This is a genomic window from Streptococcus sp. HMSC077F03 (assembly GCF_001812375.1).
GTDB classification, from domain to species: domain Bacteria; phylum Bacillota; class Bacilli; order Lactobacillales; family Streptococcaceae; genus Streptococcus; species Streptococcus oralis_S.
In genome coordinates, this window is sequence record NZ_KV808797.1 from 47,358 (window position 1) to 68,743 (window position 21,386).

Below are 21,386 nucleotides of genomic sequence, written 5' to 3' on the forward strand. Positions count from 1 at the left end.
TTATACTAGAAACAATCGTAATGATTATATCATATTTTTTAAACCAAGGGAACTATTTCCCACATTTTTTAGACGTCAAGTGTACTGTAAACAGCGTTTTCTTCGATAAATTCGCGACGAGGTTCTACTCGATCTCCCATCAACATATCAAAGATTTTATCTGCTTCGGCAGCATCATCTACCGAAACACGCGCCATCAAGCGATGTTCAGGATCCATGGTTGTTTCCCATAATTGGTGGTCATCCATTTCTCCCAAACCTTTATAACGTTGGATGGTTGGTTTTGAACGCCCTTCACTGTGACGTGCTAAGGCTTCTTGGAGTTTAATTTCTTGATCTGCACCAGGTTGAATGTATTCTTTGATCTCACTTCCAACCTTAACCCCATAAATCGGTGGTTGGGCAATGTAGACATAACCAGCCTCTAAGATTGGTTTCATATAGCGATAAATCAAGGTTAGCAAGAGAGTTCGAATGTGGGCTCCATCAACATCGGCATCGGTCATCAAAACGAGTTTTTGGTAACGAGCCTTAGTGACATCAAATTCTGCACCAAATCCTGTTCCCATGGCTGTGAAAAGACTTCGAATTTCTTCGTTTGCAAGGATTTTATCCATGCTAGCTTTTTCAACGTTCAAGATCTTACCACGAATTGGAAGGATAGCCTGGAACTCACGGTTACGACCAGATTTAGCTGATCCACCAGCTGAGTCTCCTTCGACGATGAAGAGTTCGGTTTCAGCTGGGTTATTTGAAGAACAGTCTGCTAGTTTTCCAGGAAGATTGGAAATTTCCAAACCAGATTTCTTGCGTGTGACTTCACGCGCACGCTTGGCAGCTACACGAGCCTTGGCAGCCAAGATCCCTTTTTCCACGATACGCTTAGCAATCTGTGGATTTTCCATGAGAAAATCAGAGAAGGCATCGCTGAAGAGGCGATTGGTAATCTTGACTACTTCACTATTTCCCAGTTTGGTCTTGGTTTGTCCTTCAAACTGCGGGTTTGGATGCTTAACTGAGATAACTGCAGTCAAGCCTTCACGAACATCTTCCCCTGTTAGGTTATCTTCATTGTCTTTTAGTAGCTTATTCTTGCGAGCATAATCATTGATAACACGTGTCAGCGCTGTACGGAAACCTTGCTCATGCGTACCACCTTCATGGGTGTGAATGTTATTGGCGAAACTCATGACATTTTCGTGGTAACCAGTTGTGTACTGCATGGCTACTTCAACTGTGATATCATCCATCTCACCGTCTGTGTAGATTGGTGTATCAAAGATAACATCCTTGTTCTCGTTGATATATTCAACGTAACTAGCAATCCCACCTTCATAGTGGTAATGTTTAGTCTGTTCGAGACCTTCACGCTTATCTGTGATGGAGATTCGAAGGCCTCGGTTCAAAAAGGCTAGTTCTTGAATACGTTTGTTTAATTTTTCAAAGTCAAAAGTCGTTGTTTCTGTAAAAATCTCTGGATCTGGTGTGAAGTGAACTGTTGTTCCCGTTTTATCTGTATCTCCAACCACCTCAAGATCAGCAACAACATGACCACGACGGTATTCTTGGTAATGAATCTTACCGTTTTTATGAACATGAACATCTAGTTGAGTTGAGAGGGCATTTACTACTGATGAACCTACACCGTGCAATCCACCTGAAACCTTGTATCCGCCACCGCCGAATTTTCCTCCAGCGTGAAGGACTGTAAAAACGGTCTCAACAGCGGGACGTCCTGTCTTTTCCTGAATATCAACAGGAATTCCACGCCCATCATCCACAACGGTGATGGAATTATCAGGCTCTATAAAGACTTGGATGTGACTGGCAAATCCAGCTAGAGCTTCGTCAATTGAGTTATCAACGATTTCCCATACTAGATGGTGAAGACCTTCTTTAGCAGTCGATCCAATATACATACCTGGACGCATACGAACAGCTTCAAGTCCCTCCAAAACTTGAATTTGACTGGCATCATAATCCTGTGCCTGTTGATTTTTGATTTCTTCTGTCATTTTTTCCCTTTTCTTACATGTCTATTGCTTGTCTCAATGTCGCAACGTTATTAAAAAGATAGGCATCTAAGCCAGCAGCTTTACCTGCTTCTACATCAATATTTCTGTCACCAATGACCAAACCAGATGTAATATGATATTTATCACGTAAATAAATCATGGACTCAGGATCTGGTTTCCGTTTAAAGCCAGAACTGGCAGTCACCACCTCGGTGAAGTAGTTGGCTATCCGGGTCTTAGCAAGAAGTTCTAGCACTTGGTCATTTCGATGAGAAACCAAGAAATGGCGACCACCCTTGTCCGAAATGTCTTTGAGTAATTCTGGAATTCCCTCAAACAAAACTGGATGCTCTAGCTCACGCGCCTCATTTTCTTTGTAGTTCTCTAAAAAAACCTCGATATCTGGTGCAAACTTCTCGATGGCAAAAGCTGTCGAAACCTTCAAGGCTTCGTAGACACGGTCGTGTTCTTGCTCTATTCCGTATTGGGCTAAGGTTTCTACAAAAGCTGCTGTAGAAGTCTCATAATTATCCAATAGGGTACCACCTAAATCCCATATATAGTCGTGATATTTCATACCCTTCATTATACCATTTTTTTATGAAAAAAGCGATGATTTCCTAGATTTTTCGGCTCTATAATTTCTATAGAGAGTAAAACACTATTGCATCGATGGAGCCTTTTTGTGAAGAATAGCTCCTATTTAAATAATCAAGCAAAATCTTTCTTCTCTCAAATGTACAAATTAAAAAATAGAAACTACTAACAACCGCGTCATTATTCGCAAACGAAACGCTTTTGGATTTCCAAACTTTAAAAATAGAATCCTCATTGCTTTGAATACCACATTAGAGAGCAGAAAAAGATTATTCCAATATGGAATCTCTTGTTAATTCATTACAGTTTCCAATGATTCCATCTTTCTTTTCAATTGTAATTTATTCTCCAAACAGTCAAAAAACGATAACGTCCTTTAAAGGAGTTATCGTTTTTGTATATCGTCAGATAAAGTTTGATTTTTATTGAGCTACATTCGATTAGTTTCTTCCGAAGTTTTGACCTCTACCATCGCGGTCAAAATACATCCAATTTCCATCTTCAAGTTGAATCCATTTGCTTCGAGCCATATCCCCTGAATTGGCATCGAAATATCGACTAACTCCATTCACATCAACAACTTTTCCTTTGACTTGCTTACCGTCTTGCGTGAAATAGAGAGTCTGTTGACCAACCTGCTGCAAGCCTGTCACTGCTTTTCCAGTTTGATCAAAATAGTACCACTCATTTGGGGAACCTTCGACAAACTTGTCGGTTGCCATCTCTCCTGAGTTAGCATCAAAGTAACGGATACTCTTATCTGAAAGTGTCACGATTTTACCCTTGACTTGCTTGCCATCTTGGTCGAAGTAAAGTGTTTGTTTGCCAATCTTTTGAAGGCCTGTCACTGCTTTTCCAGTTTGGTCAAAGTAATACCATTCGTTCTTGGCACCTTCTGCAAACTTGCCGACTGCCATTTCTCCTGAATTGGCATCAAAGTAACGGATACTCTTATCTGAAAGTGTCACGATTTTACCCTTGACTTGCTTGCCATCTTGGTCAAAGTAAAGTGTTTGTTGACCAATCTTTTGAAGACCTGTCACAGCAACTCCATCTGCTCCGAAATAGTACCAATCACTTGGGTTATCACCCTGAGCAAAACGATTGATAACAGCATTTCCTGAATCCTTGTCAAAGTAACGAAGTTTGCCATCCTTAGCACTCACAATCTTGCCCTTAACCTGATAGCCGTTTTCATCAAAGAATTGCTGTCCATCTCCAATCTTGACAAGACCTCGAGCCATAACGCCCTTGGCATCAAAGTAACGCCAGTTTTCACCATCAGTAGTGTAGTAACGGTTGAGAACTTGGGCACCAGTTTGATCATAGTAGTACTGATTACCATTTTCATCTTCACGGATAGAATCACGAAGTTGAATACCATTCTTCAAGAAATAAACGTGCTTGCCATCAATTTCATGAGCACCTGTTACAAGATAGCCTCGTTTATCGAAGTAATACCAATTTCCATTTTCATCTTGGATAAAGGAATTTTTAGCTTGATAACCACTAGTTGAATAGAACTTAGTACCATTAGCATCACTAACAAATCCTGTGTAAGCATTCTTATTAACTAATTGCTTAGGCAATACTATCTCGCCATTTTTGTTAGTGAGATAGTCGTTGCTAGCCCAGTCTTTAAGAACATAGTAAGCACCACGACCTAAGATATTGGTACCATTAAAGTACTTAGCAGACCACTTGGTAATCTTCTCATCTGTTGTCATTTTTTGACCATTGGAAATCTGTACTCGTTCAAAGATTTCTGGATATTTAGCTTTAAGCTCATCCAAGAAGGCTCCACCGTACTTACCTTGGAAATCAGTCCCATTGGTCTTACTATTAGCTACATAGAGTTTTTCCTTGATTTCTGCACCTTCACGGTAGGTTCCGTAGTTGTTGACACGTGTTGCTGTTACCACTTCCTTACCTGGTAGGTTATAGATTTGGTCTGGTACCCAGTCCGCGATGGCTTGGATATTAACACTGTGAAGCGCACGAAGAGCATTGAGCAAATCTTTTAAAGAACCATATTTATTGTTCTTGCTCATCGCCATATCATAGCGGTCTTCAAAGGCATAACCATTCTGAATGATAGAATCCAAGAAAGTACCGTCTTGGCTAGATACATACTGAGGTGGTAGCTCAAATGAAGTTACTCCCCATTCCTTGAAGAGGTTGACATTTTTAGCAATGACTTTATTGGTATATTGGTCATCACGAGTTGCAAAGTCTTGGAAGTTAGAGAAGCCTTCGTAAATCAACTGAGAATCAAGAGCTGCGCTAGATTCATAAACTTGACCACTAGCGTTTTTCTTCTTGCTTGCTGTTGTACGAGCATCCTGATCTGCCTTAGCGCCAACTGGTACCCAAACAGCCAGATATCCAGAAACTTGGACATTGCTGTAGCCTGCGATATCATTCATATCAAAGGTTAAAATACCATTAGCATCTGTCTTCTTCCAGAGAGATTGCGGCACTTCTTCATCAGTTAGATAACGGGAAATACCATCTTTGGTCGTCAAAAGTACAGGGCGATAGTATTGATTCTTGTGGGCTGCTCCCATATTGACTTGCAGTTTATCCCATACATTTAACTTTAGGTTAGGGTTGTTTGAAGCAATCACAGCCATCCCTTGAGTACGAGTTTCTGCTGTTCCTTCATCTGTTGCTTCATTGGCACCAGTACCGTAGCGAACAGACGTTAAAATACCATTGTAAGACCATTTATCAGCCTCACGAGGTACACCCATATATGTGACTTTCATGTCTTGTCCACCTGCTACATACTTAATACGAGCACGCAACAAGGCATCGATAGCGTCGTGGTAAGGAGATTTTTTCTCCATGTATTGACCATCATCGGTATAGAGATCACCATAGTAGATCCGAGTGATAGAGTCTTTATTGGAGAGCATGAGAGCATGAGCAGTTGGGATGTTGAACTGCGTATATTTCTTGTCCGCCTTGCGCATATCTTCGTTGTAGATCTTGAAGGCTTGCTTGAGTTCATCCATGGTAAAGGTCAAACCATCCGTATTTGGATTGATATTTTCTCGAATGATGTCGGCAATAACAGTTTGTACTTCACTATCATGAGCCCGAACAAAGATATAGTTAGCCATTCGTTCGCCATTTTTCTTTTCAGAAGAACGGTCATTTAGACTATTTGTAATCGTTGGCTCTACTCCGCTACGGATAGATAGATTACGCATGAATGAATAAAGCAAGGACAAGCGTAGCTTGTTGTCAATTGCTAGTTGAGCACCCTTAGTATCTTTGTTGTAGTCAGGATCGTTATCAGACCAAGCTTCCAAGATAGACAAATGCTTAATAGCTTCTTCTTCACTTTCTCCAACCTTGTAGCGAGACTTGAAGTAGTCAGATGCGATTTGGAGCAAGTCTGCGTTGACATTGTCCACCGCATCGACACGAACTCCATCAAAATTAGCAGTCGGATCATTGGCTACGATGCTTCCAAAGTTCATCATAAAATGCAACCAGTTGAGTTGTTCGGCCTGAACAGCTGGATTAGAATTGTCAAAGTCGTTAGAGAGCAAGAACTCATAACCACCGTTTGACTTGTCAATGAAGTACTTAGGTGTACCTGTTTGACTAGTAGGGGTACGGTTAAGCAGACGGAACTTAGAGTCAGCATGAGAGCTCTTCTCATTATTAGTATAAAGCAAAGCTCCACCCTGCAAGTGGTCCTTTTTAGTACCAGTTGTTTCAGACTCTGACTTGATATTCCAGTTTGGCTGGGTTTTGACAAAGGCACCCATCAGCGTTCTCAACCATTTGGTATCGCCTTCTTTACCAATTTTTTCCTCAATTTTGCGCTGAACCTGCTGAGAAGCTCCTGTCAGGAGAGCTTGTTCAACTTTGTTTTCAAAAGCACCTGCTCCCAGACCTTGCTGGTTCATATAGTTGAGGTAATTAATCTGAGTACGTTTATCAGGCCACCAAGCCATCAAAAGAGGACGTAAGTCTGTTTCTGTCGAAGCCGTCCATGTTTTTCCATCTTTTAAGATGAACTTTGGACGATACCAGCTATCTGCTGTCAAATAACCGTCTACAGTTTCAATATCCTTGTCAGTCGTACCATAGAAAGCATTCTTTTGGGAGAATTCATTATTGAGACTGCTGGTTCCTTGTTGGAACTGATATTCATTTGAATCAACTAAGGCACCAGTTTCTGCATCAAAATAAAGTATTCTACCATTAAGTTCAACTGCAAAGTTCTTTTTAACTGTACCATCGTCCTGAACATAGTAATTTTTACCATCAATGGTCTTAATATGAGATAGGACATCATCATCATGGTCAGCATTTACAGGTGCAGGTTGAGCCTGATCTGCCACCATTCTTTCAGCTACTGCTCCTTGTTTTTGAGCAGGTTCGGGCAAGCGATCTTTCTTTGCAACCTTTGGATTTGCAACAATCTTGTCTGCAACAGCCGTTTTTTCTCGTTTGTTGTCATCTTGCTCTTGGGCAGTTGTTGGCCTTGCTTGTTTATCCTGGTCTGCTACTTCTGTTTTAGGAGTTTCTGTGATTGCATTAGCAGCTTTAACTTCTTCTGCAACAGCAGCCTTTTCTGTAGATGCTTCTTTCGTATCTGCTGGTTTAGCAGGCTCTTGAGCATTGGTTTGAACTGTTGCTTCTGTATTTTCTGCAGGTTTAGCAGTTTTTTCACTAGCAGCAACATCGCCTGTCACCTTGTCTGCAGGGGTTGCTTTTTCTGCTTCTTTCTCAGAAGCTACGTTAGCTTGGGCTGGAGTTTGCTGACCCGGACCACTAGTCTGAGCTGTAGCAGGTTCTTGAACCACAACCTGCTTTACATCATCCGCATGGACAACGCCTGGTTCTAGACCAAGTACCTTTGGTGCTACAATAAGTGCCAAGGTAGTCAAAGCAATGGCTACCCAGTTTTTCTTAACTTTATGCATCTTATAATGAATCTTTTTCTCCATCATAAAGCCTCCTTCTGAATTTAGTATAAAGTTATGCCCTTATTCTAGTATATTTTTCAAAATGATCTTTTTTTGTTGCACATCTACAACTATGAAAGGCAGATTCTTTCAAACTGTTCTTTAAGCTTTTGGGCAACACCAAAGGAATCTAAAAATTCAAAAAAAGATAGACATTGCTCAATGTCACTGAGAGCATTGGTATTCCCAACCTTGTAGGAGTAGAGAGCCCGATGATACTTAATCAGCGTCCGATCATATAGATCTGTTTCAGGAATTTTAGAGTGGTCGAGATAATTGAGAAACCTCATAGCAACTAGCAGATGATTTCCTTCTATACAGACACTAATGACATTAAGTAGCATCTTGATAATACGGCGGCGATTTTCAGGTAGGTTGTTATAAAACTGGGTACGATTGATCATCTCACTAGCGAAGGTTTCCAGCGTTTCCAAGGTCATTAAATCAACGCTGTTTGTAAAGAGCCAGAGTTCATAACGCCCCCACTCCTCAACAGAAAAGAGATGATCCGTCAGGAATTCTATATCCTTCTTGCTAATCTGAAAATCTGAGCAACAGGAAGACAAGAGGGCTCTGACAATGATCGTATTGAGTTTATAGTTTTTCTTCTCAGGAAACTGTTCGGTCAAAGCTTCTGAGCTTGACAAAATATTTTGGAGCTTGACAACATTGTTTTCCTGATATGCATCAGCTACTTTTTTTGAGAACAGGACATCATCTGAATCAATGTAATTATGGTAAACATACTGAAACTCCTCTAGGAAAACGGCCATATTTTTTAAACAGCAATAAAAAGAATCAAGTGTGATCCCATTAACTCCCCGTTCAAAACGGGATAGCTGAGCTACGGAAATATCACCAGCAGCTACCTCTTTCAGGGACATTTTTTTTGATTCTCTAATGACTTTGAATATTTTTCCAAATGCTTTCAACATATCACTCCCCCAGTTTCGTATATGCAAAAAATTCTTACTAATTTTAATATACTAGTAACATGTTTCAATTATATTACAGAGAAAGTACTTTATATTTCAAATTAATACAAGCAGATTAATTCGCATGATAAGACCGTTTAATATAGCATTTATTGAATATTATATCTTTTCATGAATCTATTGATTTCAGTAGAAATCTGAACTATTCTATCTAACAACTTGAAAACACTAACATTTCTAGAGATAGATTCCTTCTTATGTTAAACGAATCTTGATTGATTTATAAAAGTTTGATATAAAATCGCAAGACAATCATATGAAACATTTTTTAGACATGGAGTAAATTAAAAAACGAGAGCCGAACTCTCGTCTTACTGTTGATTTCCAAAGACATCTCGATAGAGCATGCCGTCTCGTAAACTTTCAGCATCTCCTCCTAATTGCTCTACCAATTCATAGGCAAAGGCAAGTGCGGTTGACGGTCCTCGGCTAGTTGTTAGATTGCCATCCACAACTACTGTTTGCTTTTGATAAATTCCGTCAGTAATTTGCTCCTGAACTCCGTCATAACAAGTAAAGTGCTTGTCTTTCAGGACACCTGCTTGATGAAGAGCGATTGGGGCTGCACAGATGGCAGCAATTTTCTTTCCAGCTTGGTCAAAGGCTTTAATCTCAGAAATGAGGGCTGGATTATCCAGTAGGTGAGCTGAGCCTGGCATACCACCTGGAAGAACTACCAAGTCATAGTCGGACAAATCACCATCAAAGATACGGTCAGCTTTTACCTGAATGTCATGTGACCCTGTCACCTGCTCTTCAAATCCTACCATATCACAAGAAATGTTTGCTCGACGCAAGACATCGACTACTGTCAAGGCTTCAATTTCTTCAAAACCCTGGGCTAAAATAACTGCTACTGTTGCCATAGTGGCCTCCTTATTTGATTTGTTTTAGGACGACTTTCTTTCGTTTGAATGGAACTTTTCCACTTTTCTCTTCTGCTAGATTGGTCTGGTAACTCATAGACAAGAGGAGACCGACACCGATGAGGTTACTAATAATTGCGGATCCCCCTTGAGAAATAAATGGCAGAGGAATCCCTGTCAAAGGAAGTAAGCCTGTCACGGCACCGATATTTTCAAAGATATGGAAGAGCAACATCATGATAAAACCAGTCGAAATGTAGGTGTAGAACTGGTTATTTGACCTGAGCGTAATCTTCAACATACGGTAGATGAGAAGCAAGTATAAAGCAACCACAAAGACTGAACCAATAAAGCCAAAGTCTTCAGCAATTACGGTGAAAATCATATCGCTCTCGCGTACTGGAATGAGGAGATTGGACACATTGAAACCTTGTCCAAACAAGCCACCACTTCCAATCGCAATTTGTCCCTGCGCCTGTTGATATGTTGTTGTTTGTGCAAAGTCAAAGGGATTGAGCCAAGCCAAGATGCGGTTGATCTGGTAAGTTGGCATCCCAATCTGATGCAAGAAGGCACGTCCATCCTTGCTTATAAAGATGGCCATAAAACCTACAACTGCAGTCACTCCTGTCGCAAAAACCGGAATGATGATCTTCCACGAAACACCTGAAAGGAGAACCATACCGGAAAAAATAGCTACAAAGACCAAGGCAGTCCCCAAGTCACTTTGTAGGGCTAAGAGGATCAAGACTGGTATGGTAAAGGCGATCATCCAACCAATCAGTAGGAAATCCAAGGGAATAGTCCGTCTCCATTCCTTGTGTTTTTGAGTGAATCTTACAATGGCTCGAGCCAACATCAAGATATAGGAAATCTTCATGAATTCCGATGGCTGGAAAAGTGTCGTTCCACCAATCGATACCCAGTTCTTGGCACCTGTTGACGCTACAAGATTTGGATTGTAGAAAACAAGAGGTAGGATCATCAAAGCTAGCCCTAGACCATAAAGATAGGGAGTCACCTTCCATAAAAACTCGGTATTAAAGAACATGACCACAAAACCAATGACAAGGCCCAAGGAAATCCAAGCGATTTGCTGACCTAGAATTGGTAATACATTATTTGGATAGTCATGACTAACTGCTATATAAATGGCCACTACTCCAATCACCAGTAAACAAAACACTGGTAGGAGGAGGCTATAATCGACTCGAGAGTCGAAGGAACGTTTCATATTTTTTACCTTTTCTCTTTCTTAGATTTTTCTTTCATTCTATTGCGATGGGATTGGAGAAAATCAGCTACAGCAGGCTCTAGCCGTTCTCTAGAAAGAACCTGAACAGCCCTTTCTTTTGACAAGGCCTGAGCGATTTGTTTGCCGTAACGCTTGCTGACAACACGGCTGTCTAAGATTAGAGCAATCGAACCTTGGTCAGATCGTCTAACAGTACGACCCAAGGCTTGTTTTAGCCGAATGATCGCCATCGGCAACTGATAATCATAGAAAGGATTTTTCCCTTCTTGACGCAGTTCCTGGTTTAATTTTTTGGTTAACGGTTCATGGGGATTTTGGAAAGGCAATCTCGGAATCACTTGAATTACACAAGGATGGGTTGAAAAATCAACCCCTTCCCAGAAACTACCTGTTCCAAGCAAGATCTGGCGCTCACCTTTTTCAAAACGTTTTTTCAGTTGGCTTGGTTCCCCATTTTTATACTGAGCTAGATGAGGTTGGTCGAGCAGGTCCGAAACTGCCAGCAACATTTCTTTTGAGGTAAACAAGACCAATAAGGGTTCTTGAAAGGCTTGTAAGCTTCGAATGACAGAAGCCACTTCACTAGCATAGTCAACAGGTGAAACTTCGGTAACGAGAGGAAAGTCATCAATTAGATAGACTTCTTGTTGTTCCTGCTTTGCTACATCAAGCCTAACAAGTGGAGCATCTGGGAATCCCAGTAAATCTGCTAAGGAAACCCGATTGCTGATTTCAAGAGTGGCCGATACTCCTAGGAGCCTACAATCTTCTGGCAATAGGTCTGCTAGTATAAAGCGGCCTTTTTTGCTTGAACAAATCAAGACATCCTTGCTCGATTTTTCTGCTGTAGCAAGCCAAAATTCACGGTCCGACGTGAAAAAGTTTGCAGTCTCTCTATACTCTGGGAGAGCTAACTCCGAAAAATGCTGGCGCAACTCTTCAAGAGAATCCAACCACTTTCCATTCTTCAGACCTGACTGATAGTGCTCTATCAAGTAACGACATTCAAAGCCGATACTCTCAAGCAAGCGTTTCTGAACCAAATCCTCCACTGACTCCAAGGACTTTTCAATTTGAGTTACAAGTTCCTCAAGGCGGTAAGCCTGCTGGGCTAGATTTTCAAGGGCTAGCAGCATTTTTTGAGCTTCATCCAAGATCACCAAACGGTTGTCGACAAACTCTGGATTGTCTTCCAAACGAGTGACCAGATAGGCATGATTAGTCAAGAGAACGCGACTGGTCTTTGCCTTTTCCTGCCCTCGTTTCCAAAAATCCTCTGTAGCAAATAAACTTTTCTTTGAAAGCTTACCATCGTGGACTAGTTCCGGCAGAAAGTGCTGGTAGCGATAAAGCTGCCCGATTTCGTCCAAGTCACCAGTCTCTGTCTCTGTTAACCAGATGAGCAGTTGCATTTTAAAACGTGTGAAAAGGCGATTGGACTCCGGTCGATGGAGGACTCGGTGAAAGGCATCCAGTTTCAAGTAATTTTGAGGCCCCTTGAGACTATGAATTTCCAGATGGAAGACCTCTTTTAAGCGCTGACCTTCTTCTTGCATGATTTGATTTTGAAGAATTTTGGTCGGAACGCTCACTAGGATTCCAGCTTCACTCTCCGAGTTCAAAGCTGGAAGGAGATAACCATAAGTCTTGCCCAGTCCCGTTTGGGCTTGGATAAAGGAAGTTTGGTGTTCTTCCAATAATTGCTCAACCTTCTCCGCAAAATCCAGCTGCTGTGGACGTTCCTCCAGCCCCAATAAAGAAATGTTTTTAGCAAAGTCTTTGGATAACTTTTGTGGGACTAAGGCTTTGCTTTCCTTTCTGAGGAAAAGCCCATGAAGTTCCATCAAGTCGGGCGAAGATAAGAGAGATTGTTGCTGATAGACCTCCTCAATCACCAGATAACTTTCATAGAGAAGGTTGTCTGCAAGTTTTAGCAAGCTTTCTAAGAGCCCTTTTGGTAACTCAAATAGTTTTTGACGCATGTAGAGCAAGAGTTCAGCTGTTGCCTGAGCATCTGACAGGGCAGTATGGGCATGTTCCAGCTCAATGCCCAACTCTTGACAAAGGATACCTAAGTTATACTTTTCAAACTGAGGATATAGAACTTGGGCAAGCTCAACTGTATCCACCCGCGGTGTACGCAATTCATATCCTTCAAAAAAGAGAAATTCTGCAAGAAGGTTGGCATCAAACTGTACATTGTGCGCAACAAAAATACCGTCCTTAACCAATTCAAAAATTTTTCCGGCCACCTGAGAAAACTCTGGTGCCGCAGCCAAACGCTGATCGGTCAGACCCGTTAATTCTTTGATATGAGAATCCAAGGGTTCATGGGGATTGACATCGGTCGCATACTGATCAATGATTTCACCATTCTCAATCACCACAATGCCTACTTGAATAATTTTTGCCTTGCTTCCGGTGCTGGTCGCCTCTAAATCAACGACCACATACCGATCATTTCTCGCATTCATCATTAAAATTATATCAAAAAAAGCATGATTTGACACCCCTCAACTTTGATAACAATCTCGCTTTCCTTGCGAGTTTGAGTAAAAATCAAGACCTTAAAAGTGAGAATTTCACGCAAGTTCAGCAGTTGGTCGCTAGTTCTGAGGTATTTGAAAACCTTATCAACAAAGCTACATCAACATAAAAAGGCAACCAAGGTATTAGCTGCCTTTTTGAGATATTTTTTTCATTGTTTTCGGAAGAGCTTTACTAATTTCGGTAGGCAAGACAAGGTAGTTTTCTTGAGCTAGTTCTTGCGCAATAGCTGAATGAAGGTGAGTTGCTGCCACCACTCTCTCATAGAGACTGACTTGGTGAAACTGACCTGCAAAACCTGCAATCATCCCAGCCAGAGTATCTCCCATCCCACCAGTTGCTTGATAGGGACCTCCAACCTGTAACTGATAATATTCAGACTGACCAGCTTTCCAGATACGAGTCGCTGAACCCTTCTCGACTAGAATCGTCCTTTGAGGAAAAGCAGAAAGAGCCCTAGCAGTCGCCTCTGTATTTTGATGGTCAAGAACTATACCAGACAGTCTTTCCCATTCCTTTTGGTGTGGGGTTAGGATGAGCTGACTAGATGGGAATGTCAAATGAGCTTTTGCTAAGATGCCCAAAGCACCGCCATCTGCAATCAAAATCTGGTCTTTTCTAAGGCTGTCAAAGACCCGTTTTACGAGTTCTTCTCCGAATGCATCCTCTCGCAAACCCGGACCTAGCAAGACAACTTCTGCCTTTTCCAACTGCTCTTTTAACAATTGCTGATCTTGAAGAGAAAATGCCATGGCCTCAGGTAAATGACTGTGCAGAGCCGGAATATTTTCCTTATCCGTGCCAACAGTCACCAACCCTGCCCCGCTTTTGACAGCTGCAATGGCTGACATGATGATAGCTCCCCCATAAGGATAGGTCCCTCCCAGCAAGAGCAGGCGACCGTAATCTCCCTTATGGCTGTGACGACAACGTTCAATAATAACTTTTTCTAATAAAGTTTGATCAATCACTTTCATCGATTTTTCCTCTCACTCCATTATACTACAAAAGGAGGGGCAAACCTCCTTCTACACTATTTTCCCTTAAATTCCGCAAAGGTCTGTAAGATTTTAGCTGCCACTGCTGGAGAAGGTTCTCCTTTTAGCTCTAACGTGTCATCTGCATATGGAGTAAGGCCAGCAAAGTCTCCTATCTGGACTGAATAAAGAGACGTTTTAAACAATTCAATATCGTTTTGGTCATTTCCAAAGGCGATGAAGTTCTCCCCACATAACTTTTCAACAGTTGTCGCCTTATGAGTATCCAAGGGATTAACATAAAGGCACTTTTCATGCGCATGATAGGAGAGATGAGCCTGTCCTAGTCTTTCTAGCTGACCAAGCAGATCATCAAGCAAATCCTCATGGTCACCCATATAGATGACTACCTTAATCGGAGTCCCTAAGTCCTCAAGTTTCTGATGACGAGCCACCTTTAGGGGATCCACACTGGAGATAAATGGAATTTTTTCTACAATCTGACCACTGTAGTCAAAGCAATCATCTGCAAAGAAAGGGAGATTATAGGTCTGGCAATAATCCACTAGCGCCTGATAAACTCTAGCATCAAGATTCCTTTCGAAGATAGCCTTCCCTAGATGATAGGCTACGCCACCATTCAACCCTATGACCAAGCGCTGACTGAGTTCAGAACCTAATAAACCCAAGCAATCCCGATAAGAGCGGGCTGAGACAAACACAAGCTCATGTCCATAATCTTCAGCCTTTAAAAGAACCTGCTGAATCTCCTCATCAATGGTCATGTAGTCAAAAGATAGCGTTCCATCCAGGTCAAATACGAATTTCATCTTCCTAGTCCTTGTTTAGTGTTCGAAGCGCTGCCTGATAGGTTTGCTCCATTAGCATGGTAATAGTCATAGGTCCAACTCCACCCGGTACAGGTGTGATATGACTGGCAAGTGGGGCAACCGCATCATATTCAACATCTCCACAAAGCTTGCCATTTTCATCTCGGTTCATCCCAACGTCAATGACAACCGCGCCAGGTTTGACAAAGTCAGCTGTCACAAACTTAGCACGACCGATTGCAACGACAAGAATATCTGCCTTAGCAGCCACCTTGGCAAGATGATGGGTGCGTGAGTGTGTCAAGGTCACAGTCGCATTCTTAGCCAAAAGAAGCTGAGCCATTGGTTTCCCAACGATATTTGAGCGACCGATAACAACCGCATTTTTTCCTTCCAGCTCAATCCCATACTCATGAAACATCTCCATAATTCCTGCAGGTGTCGAAGGAATCATAACTGGATGACCAGACCAGAGACGCCCCATGTTTAGGGGGTGGAAACCATCCACGTCTTTTTCGGGGTCAATGGCTAATAAAACTGCCTCTTCGTCAATATGTTTTGGCAAAGGTAACTGGACCAAAATCCCATGCCAAGCTGGATCTTGATTGTATTTGGCAATCAAGTCTAACAATTCCGCTTGGGTAATGGTCTCTGGAACTCGCACTACTTCACTACGGAAGCCAGCAGCGAGAGCTGACCGTTCCTTGTTGCGAACGTAGACTTGGCTGGCAGGATTGTCCCCCACCAAAATCACCACCAATCCTGGAACTAAACCTGTTTCTTCTTTTAGTTTGGCCGTCTTTTCAGCCAACTGTCCTTGTAACTTAGCCGCAAGAGCCTTCCCATCGATAATCTGAGTCATATCTCTTCTCTTTTCTATCAAATATCCTCTATTATATCAAAAAATAACTCACCATTCTAACACTTCTTGCCTAATGGACCTTATAGTCTGAAACTATAAGAAAAAGCCCTTATCGAGCTTTTATGCTTATTTATACTAAGTAAACTTGTCAGGCTTTCTTTTTGACTTTTGGAGCCGGTAAGACTTCATACATCTCCTTGATTAATCTCGTTAGACATGACTTATCTTCAATGTCTTCTATCAAAATCATCTCCTTAGCTCCTTCATAAGGACGTTCAAGCCTAGTCTGTCCCAGCTGATCCAAGACCAGCTTCACAGGCTTCAGTAACAGACGATTATCATAAATGCCTCCAATAATCTTCCCACGATAATAAAGGATAAACTCTCCCATCATTGGACGATAACTCATCTCCTCTAGCTCTGATAGCTGTTCGAGAATAAAATCTAAATATTCTTTACTGGAAGCCATGATGCCTACTCCATTTCTTCTAAAAATGAGATCTTACAAAACCTTACTCAAAAATTCCTTGGTCCGTTGTTCTTTTGTTTGATCGAAAATCTCTCCTGGAGTTCCATCTTCGACAACAACTCCATCTGCCATAAAGATAACACGGTCTGCTACCTCACGCGCAAAGCCCATTTCATGCGTCACAATCACCATAGTCATCCCTGATTTGGCAAGGTCTTGCATAACAGCCAGAACTTCTCCAACCATCTCAGGGTCTAGGGCTGAAGTTGGCTCATCAAAGAGCAAAACATCTGGTTCCATAGCAAGTCCACGTGCTATGGCAATCCGTTGTTGCTGGCCACCTGACAAACTCTGTGGATAAGCAGTTGCCTTGTCTGGTAAGCCAACTTTTTCTAACAGTTCCTGTGCTCTTTTCTCCGCAACTTCCTTGCTTTCACCTTTGGTTTTAATTGGTGACAAAGTGATATTTTCCATCACTGTCATATTGGGAAAGAGGTTGAATTGTTGGAATACCATACCCATCTTTTCACGCATAGCAAAAAGGTCATTTTTCTTATCCGTAATATCGACTCCTTCAAAGATAACCTTGCCTTTACTTGCTTCTTCTAGAAGATTCATCGAACGAAGGAGAGTTGACTTCCCACTACCTGATGGACCGATAATGACCACAACTTCTCCTCGTTTAATCTCAAGGTTGATGCCTTTTAAAACTTCATTTTTCCCAAAAGACTTATGTAGTTCTTCAATTTTAATCAAGGTTTCTGTCATTATTTCTTGTCTCCTTGTCCAATATGTTTTTCAAATGCTTTCAACGCCACTGTCAAAACAGAGGTCATAATCAAGTAGTAAAAGGCTGCAAATAAAAGGGGAGTCAACGGTAAATAAGTTGTTGTTGCTACAGTCGTTGCACCATTCCACAACTCCATCACTCCAATCGCAGACAAGAGGGAACTATCCTTAATAATGGTTATAAATTCATTTCCTAGCGCTGGAAGAATATTCTTGATAGCTTGTGGCAAAATGACATAACGCATGGCATTTTTCGGACGAATTCCAAGAGAGTATGCGGCCTCTAACTGCCCTTTAGGAACCGCATTGATCCCCGCACGAACAGTTTCTGAAACGTAAGCTCCACTATTCATAGAAATAATCAGAATACCAGGAATCAAACGAGAAAGATCAACTCCTAAAATTCCCACTTGGATAGTCGGAGCATTGATATGCATAAGAGCAAAGGCAATCATAATCTGAACCATCATCGGAGTTCCACGGAAGATCCAAACATACACATTTGCAAACCAAACGAGCGGTTTAAAGCGTGAACGTTGGGCAAAGGCCAGTAACACACCTATAATGGTTCCTAAGCAGACGACAAGGATGGAAATCAATACGGTAATCAGAGCACCATAGTTAAAATATGGTAAATACTTTGGTAAAAAAGAAAAATTCATATTCAGTCAACTTTCTATGTATTAGATTGTATGATTATAACATGAATTGAATTAAAATGCAATCCTTTTTCTCTAATTTTACCAATTAACTTGATAGAATAGAGAAATAGAGAGAAATCACAGTTTTTTTCTAGTCAACTACCTCTTGTTTATGGTAAAATAGAAACGATAAGAAATGGAGGAGAATCAAAATGGAATCACATTTGGTTAGAATCATCAACCGCCTAGAAGCTATGACAAAAGATGGCGGAAATCTAAAACGTAATTTTGAACGTGAAGGTGTTGTTGTCGCAGAAGTTGCCTACAGCCACGACGAAGAAAACGGATCACTCTTCACCCTTCGCGATGTAGAGGCTCGTGAAACTTATACCTTTGATAGCATTGATTTGATTGCAATGGAGATCTACGAACTCCTTTACTAATATAAAAACAACGGGCAGTAAGGCCCGATGAATGAGAATCCTTTTTGTCACCACAAATGGGATTTTTTCTTACCTTTAATGTCGCTTTATTCTCCATAAATCCTTCTTTTAAAATCGAACACTTCCCAATCTTTTTACTTGCTTTACACCTTAATCATGCTATAATGAGAGTATAAAACTTTGACTATTCTTGACCTTTTTCTTAGGCCAAGAATAAGAATGAAATGAGGTAGATGTATGCTCTGTCAAAACTGTAAAATTAACGACTCAACAATTCATCTGTATACCAATATCAATGGACAGCAAAAGCAAATTGATCTCTGTCAAAATTGCTATAAAATTATTAAAACAGATCCAAATAATACCCTCTTTAAAGGAATGACTGACTTAAATAATCATGACTTTGATCCTTTCGGCGACTTTTTCAATGATTTGAACAATTTCAAACCTTCTTCTAATAACGTCCCTCCAACTCAATCTGGTGGAGGATACGGAGGAAGCGGTGGTTATGGGCCTCAAAACCGCGGTCCACTTCAAACTCCTCCTAGCCAAGAAAGAGGACTCTTAGAGGAATACGGTATCAATATTACTGAAATTGCTCGTCGGGGAGATATTGACCCTGTTATTGGTCGAGATGAAGAGATTATCCGCGTTATCGAAATCCTCAACCGTCGAACCAAGAACAACCCTGTCCTTATCGGAGAACCAGGTGTTGGTAAAACAGCCGTTGTTGAAGGTCTAGCTCAGAAGATTGTTGATGGCGATGTTCCCCATAAACTCCAAGGCAAGCAGGTCATCCGTCTGGATGTGGTCAGTCTAGTCCAAGGAACAGGGATTCGAGGCCAATTTGAAGAACGAATGCAAAAGCTCATGGAAGAAATTCGCAAACGCGAGGACATCATCCTCTTTATCGACGAAATCCATGAAATTGTTGGTGCAGGGTCAGCAGGCGATGGCAATATGGATGCAGGAAATATCCTCAAACCAGCCCTTGCCCGTGGTGAATTGCAAATGGTCGGTGCCACTACTCTCAATGAATACCGTATCATTGAAAAAGATGCTGCCCTAGAGCGCCGTATGCAGCCTGTCAAGGTAGATGAACCAACTGTCGAAGAAACCATTATCATCCTTAAAGGGGTTCAAAAGAAATACGAAGACTACCATCACGTCAAGTATACTGATGCTGCTATCGAAGCTGCTGCAAATCTTTCCAATCGCTATATCCAAGATCGCTTCTTGCCAGACAAGGCTATTGACTTATTGGATGAAGCTGGTTCTAAGATGAATCTGACACTGAACTTTGTTGATCCTAAAGTGATTGACCAGCGTTTAATCGAAGCTGAAAATCTCAAGTCTCAAGCTACTCGAGAGGAAGACTTTGAAAAAGCTGCCTATTTCCGAGATCAGATTGCCAAGTACAAGGAAATGCAGAAAAACAAGGTGACTGATCAGGATACTCCTATCATCAGTGAGAAAACCATTGAACATATCATTGAGCAGAAAACCAATATCCCTGTTGGGGAGCTAAAAGAAAAAGAACAGTCTCAACTCATCCATCTAGCAGACGACCTCAAAGCTCATGTCATTGGGCAAGATGAAGCTGTCGATAAGATTGCCAAAGCCATCCGTCGTAATCGTGTTGGACTTGGAACTCCTAACCGACCAATCGGAAGTTTCCTCTTTGTCGGACCAACTGGTGTCGGTAAGACAGAACTTTCCAAACAACTAGCCATTGAACTCTTTGGTTCTGCTGATAGCATGATTCGCTTTGATATGAGTGAATACATGGAAAAACACAGTGTGGCTAAATTGGTCGGAGCCCCTCCAGGTTATGTCGGTTATGATGAAGCTGGTCAGTTAACGGAAAAAGTTCGTCGCAATCCATATTCTCTCATCCTTCTCGATGAGGTCGAGAAAGCCCATCCAGATGTGATGCACATGTTCCTTCAAGTCTTGGACGATGGTCGTTTGACAGATGGGCAAGGACGAACAGTTAGCTTTAAGGATGCTATCATTATCATGACCTCGAATGCCGGTACGGGTAAGGCCGAAGCCAGTGTTGGTTTTGGAGCTGCTCGTGAAGGACGTACTAATTCTGTTCTCGGTGAACTCGGTAACTTCTTTAGTCCTGAGTTTATGAACCGTTTTGACGGCATCATCGAATTTAAACCTCTCAGCAAGGACAACCTTCTCCAAATCGTCGAACTCATGCTAGCGGATGTCAACAAACGCCTCTCTAGCAACAATATCCACCTCGATGTGACAGACAAGGTCAAGGAAAAGTTGGTTGACTTGGGATATGATCCAAAAATGGGGGCGCGCCCACTCCGCCGCACCATTCAAGACCATATCGAGGATGCCATCACAGACTACTACCTTGAAAATCCAAGTGAGAAAGGCCTCAAGGCAGTCATGACAAGCAATGGCAATATTCAAATCAAATCTGCCAAAAAAACTGAGAAAACAGAAGAGATTGCTTCTGAAATAGAAGAATAAATCTATATAACAAGTGCAGAAAGTCTATCATTTTCTGCACCTTTTTTACTAAAATAAATGCAAAACCTTGACAGCTAGCCCCTCGTCCATTATGATAATAATAAAGATACTAGAGAATGAGGAAAATGCAATGGCAAACCCAACTTTTGGCGATAAAAAAGAGAATGTGACCTACCAGCCACGCTATGGTGTATACGCAGTTATTCCGGATGCAGAAAAAAAACAAATTGTCCTAGTTCAAGCTCCCAATGGTGCTTGGTTCCTGCCTGGTGGAGAGATTGAAGCAGGAGAAAACCATCAAGAAGCACTGAAGAGAGAACTAATCGAAGAACTTGGCTTTACAGCTGAGATTGGAACCTATTATGGGCAAGCTGATGAGTATTTCTACTCTCGCCACCGTGACACCTACTACTACAATCCAGCTTATCTCTATGAAGCTACTTCTTTCCAAGAAGTACAAAAACCTTTGGAAGATTTTAATCATATTGCTTGGTTTCCTATTGATGAAGCAATTGAAAAACTCAAACGTGGTAGCCACAAATGGGGAATAGAAGCTTGGAAAATCCAGCATAGAATTGACTAAAATACACGATTTTATCCAAAAAGTGCTATAATA

Annotated in this window: 16 protein-coding genes; 3 read left to right on the forward strand and 13 right to left on the reverse strand. The window is 41.5% G+C overall.

Annotation, left to right across the window (positions count from 1 at the left end):
- Positions 1–68: 68 nt before the first annotated feature.
- From gyrB to HMPREF2853_RS07515, 13 genes are all read right to left on the reverse strand, one after another.
- Positions 69–2,015 carry a DNA topoisomerase (ATP-hydrolyzing) subunit B gene (gene gyrB, locus HMPREF2853_RS07455; RefSeq protein WP_070535483.1) on the reverse strand — a complete coding sequence of 649 codons (1,947 nt, stop codon included), beginning with the start codon at positions 2,013–2,015 and terminating at the stop codon, positions 69–71.
- A gap of 13 nt (positions 2,016–2,028) precedes the next feature.
- The gene (locus HMPREF2853_RS07460) at positions 2,029–2,592 is read right to left on the reverse strand and encodes an HAD-IA family hydrolase (RefSeq protein ID WP_070535935.1); all 564 of its coding nucleotides are present in this window, start codon (positions 2,590–2,592) and stop codon (positions 2,029–2,031) included.
- Between the two features lie 460 nt (positions 2,593–3,052).
- Positions 3,053–7,585, reverse strand: coding sequence for a glycoside hydrolase family 70 protein (locus HMPREF2853_RS07465; RefSeq protein WP_070535488.1), 4,533 nt, complete (start codon positions 7,583–7,585; stop codon positions 3,053–3,055).
- 86 nt (positions 7,586–7,671) lie between these two features.
- Positions 7,672–8,535 (reverse strand): helix-turn-helix domain-containing protein, encoded by an 864-nt coding sequence (locus HMPREF2853_RS07470; RefSeq protein ID WP_070535489.1) that lies wholly within the window; start codon positions 8,533–8,535, stop codon positions 7,672–7,674.
- A 371-nt stretch (positions 8,536–8,906) separates the two neighbouring features.
- A complete protein-coding gene (locus tag HMPREF2853_RS07475) occupies positions 8,907–9,461 on the reverse strand; it encodes a DJ-1 family glyoxalase III (RefSeq protein WP_070535493.1) in 555 nt (184 codons plus the stop codon).
- Between the two features lie 10 nt (positions 9,462–9,471).
- Positions 9,472–10,695: an FtsW/RodA/SpoVE family cell cycle protein gene (locus HMPREF2853_RS07480; protein WP_000830415.1), complete on the reverse strand. Its 1,224-nt coding sequence runs from the start codon at positions 10,693–10,695 to the stop codon at positions 9,472–9,474.
- A gap of 5 nt (positions 10,696–10,700) precedes the next feature.
- Entirely contained in the window at positions 10,701–13,190 is a 2,490-nt protein-coding gene (locus HMPREF2853_RS07485; RefSeq protein ID WP_025171542.1) for a bifunctional DnaQ family exonuclease/ATP-dependent helicase, read from the reverse strand.
- Between the two features lie 198 nt (positions 13,191–13,388).
- The gene (locus HMPREF2853_RS07490) at positions 13,389–14,240 is read right to left on the reverse strand and encodes an NAD(P)H-hydrate dehydratase (protein ID WP_000863083.1); all 852 of its coding nucleotides are present in this window, start codon (positions 14,238–14,240) and stop codon (positions 13,389–13,391) included.
- Between the two features lie 56 nt (positions 14,241–14,296).
- Entirely contained in the window at positions 14,297–15,070 is a 774-nt protein-coding gene (locus HMPREF2853_RS07495; protein ID WP_070535496.1) for an HAD hydrolase family protein, read from the reverse strand.
- A gap of 4 nt (positions 15,071–15,074) precedes the next feature.
- Positions 15,075–15,932 carry a bifunctional methylenetetrahydrofolate dehydrogenase/methenyltetrahydrofolate cyclohydrolase gene (locus HMPREF2853_RS07500; protein ID WP_070535499.1) on the reverse strand — a complete coding sequence of 286 codons (858 nt, stop codon included), beginning with the start codon at positions 15,930–15,932 and terminating at the stop codon, positions 15,075–15,077.
- 148 nt (positions 15,933–16,080) lie between these two features.
- Positions 16,081–16,401, reverse strand: a complete 321-nt coding sequence (locus tag HMPREF2853_RS07505) for a TfoX/Sxy family protein (protein WP_070535503.1) — start codon at positions 16,399–16,401, stop codon at positions 16,081–16,083.
- A 33-nt stretch (positions 16,402–16,434) separates the two neighbouring features.
- On the reverse strand, positions 16,435–17,169 hold the full coding sequence (locus HMPREF2853_RS07510; RefSeq protein ID WP_070535505.1) for an amino acid ABC transporter ATP-binding protein: 735 nt from the start codon (positions 17,167–17,169) through the stop codon (positions 16,435–16,437).
- On the reverse strand, positions 17,169–17,852 hold the full coding sequence (locus HMPREF2853_RS07515) for an amino acid ABC transporter permease (protein ID WP_001011622.1): 684 nt from the start codon (positions 17,850–17,852) through the stop codon (positions 17,169–17,171). Before HMPREF2853_RS07515 ends, HMPREF2853_RS07510 begins: the two co-directional genes overlap by 1 nt.
- Positions 17,853–18,043: 191 nt before the next feature.
- Between HMPREF2853_RS07515 and HMPREF2853_RS07520 the strand changes: the two genes are divergently transcribed.
- The 3 genes from HMPREF2853_RS07520 (at position 18,044) to HMPREF2853_RS07530 (ending at position 21,353) form a co-directional block, all read left to right on the forward strand.
- Positions 18,044–18,274, forward strand: coding sequence for a DUF1797 family protein (locus tag HMPREF2853_RS07520; RefSeq protein WP_000443577.1), 231 nt, complete (start codon positions 18,044–18,046; stop codon positions 18,272–18,274).
- 237 nt (positions 18,275–18,511) lie between these two features.
- On the forward strand, positions 18,512–20,770 hold the full coding sequence (locus tag HMPREF2853_RS07525) for an ATP-dependent Clp protease ATP-binding subunit (protein WP_070535506.1): 2,259 nt from the start codon (positions 18,512–18,514) through the stop codon (positions 20,768–20,770).
- A gap of 130 nt (positions 20,771–20,900) precedes the next feature.
- Positions 20,901–21,353: an NUDIX hydrolase gene (locus tag HMPREF2853_RS07530; protein ID WP_070535508.1), complete on the forward strand. Its 453-nt coding sequence runs from the start codon at positions 20,901–20,903 to the stop codon at positions 21,351–21,353.
- Positions 21,354–21,386: the final 33 nt, after the last annotated feature.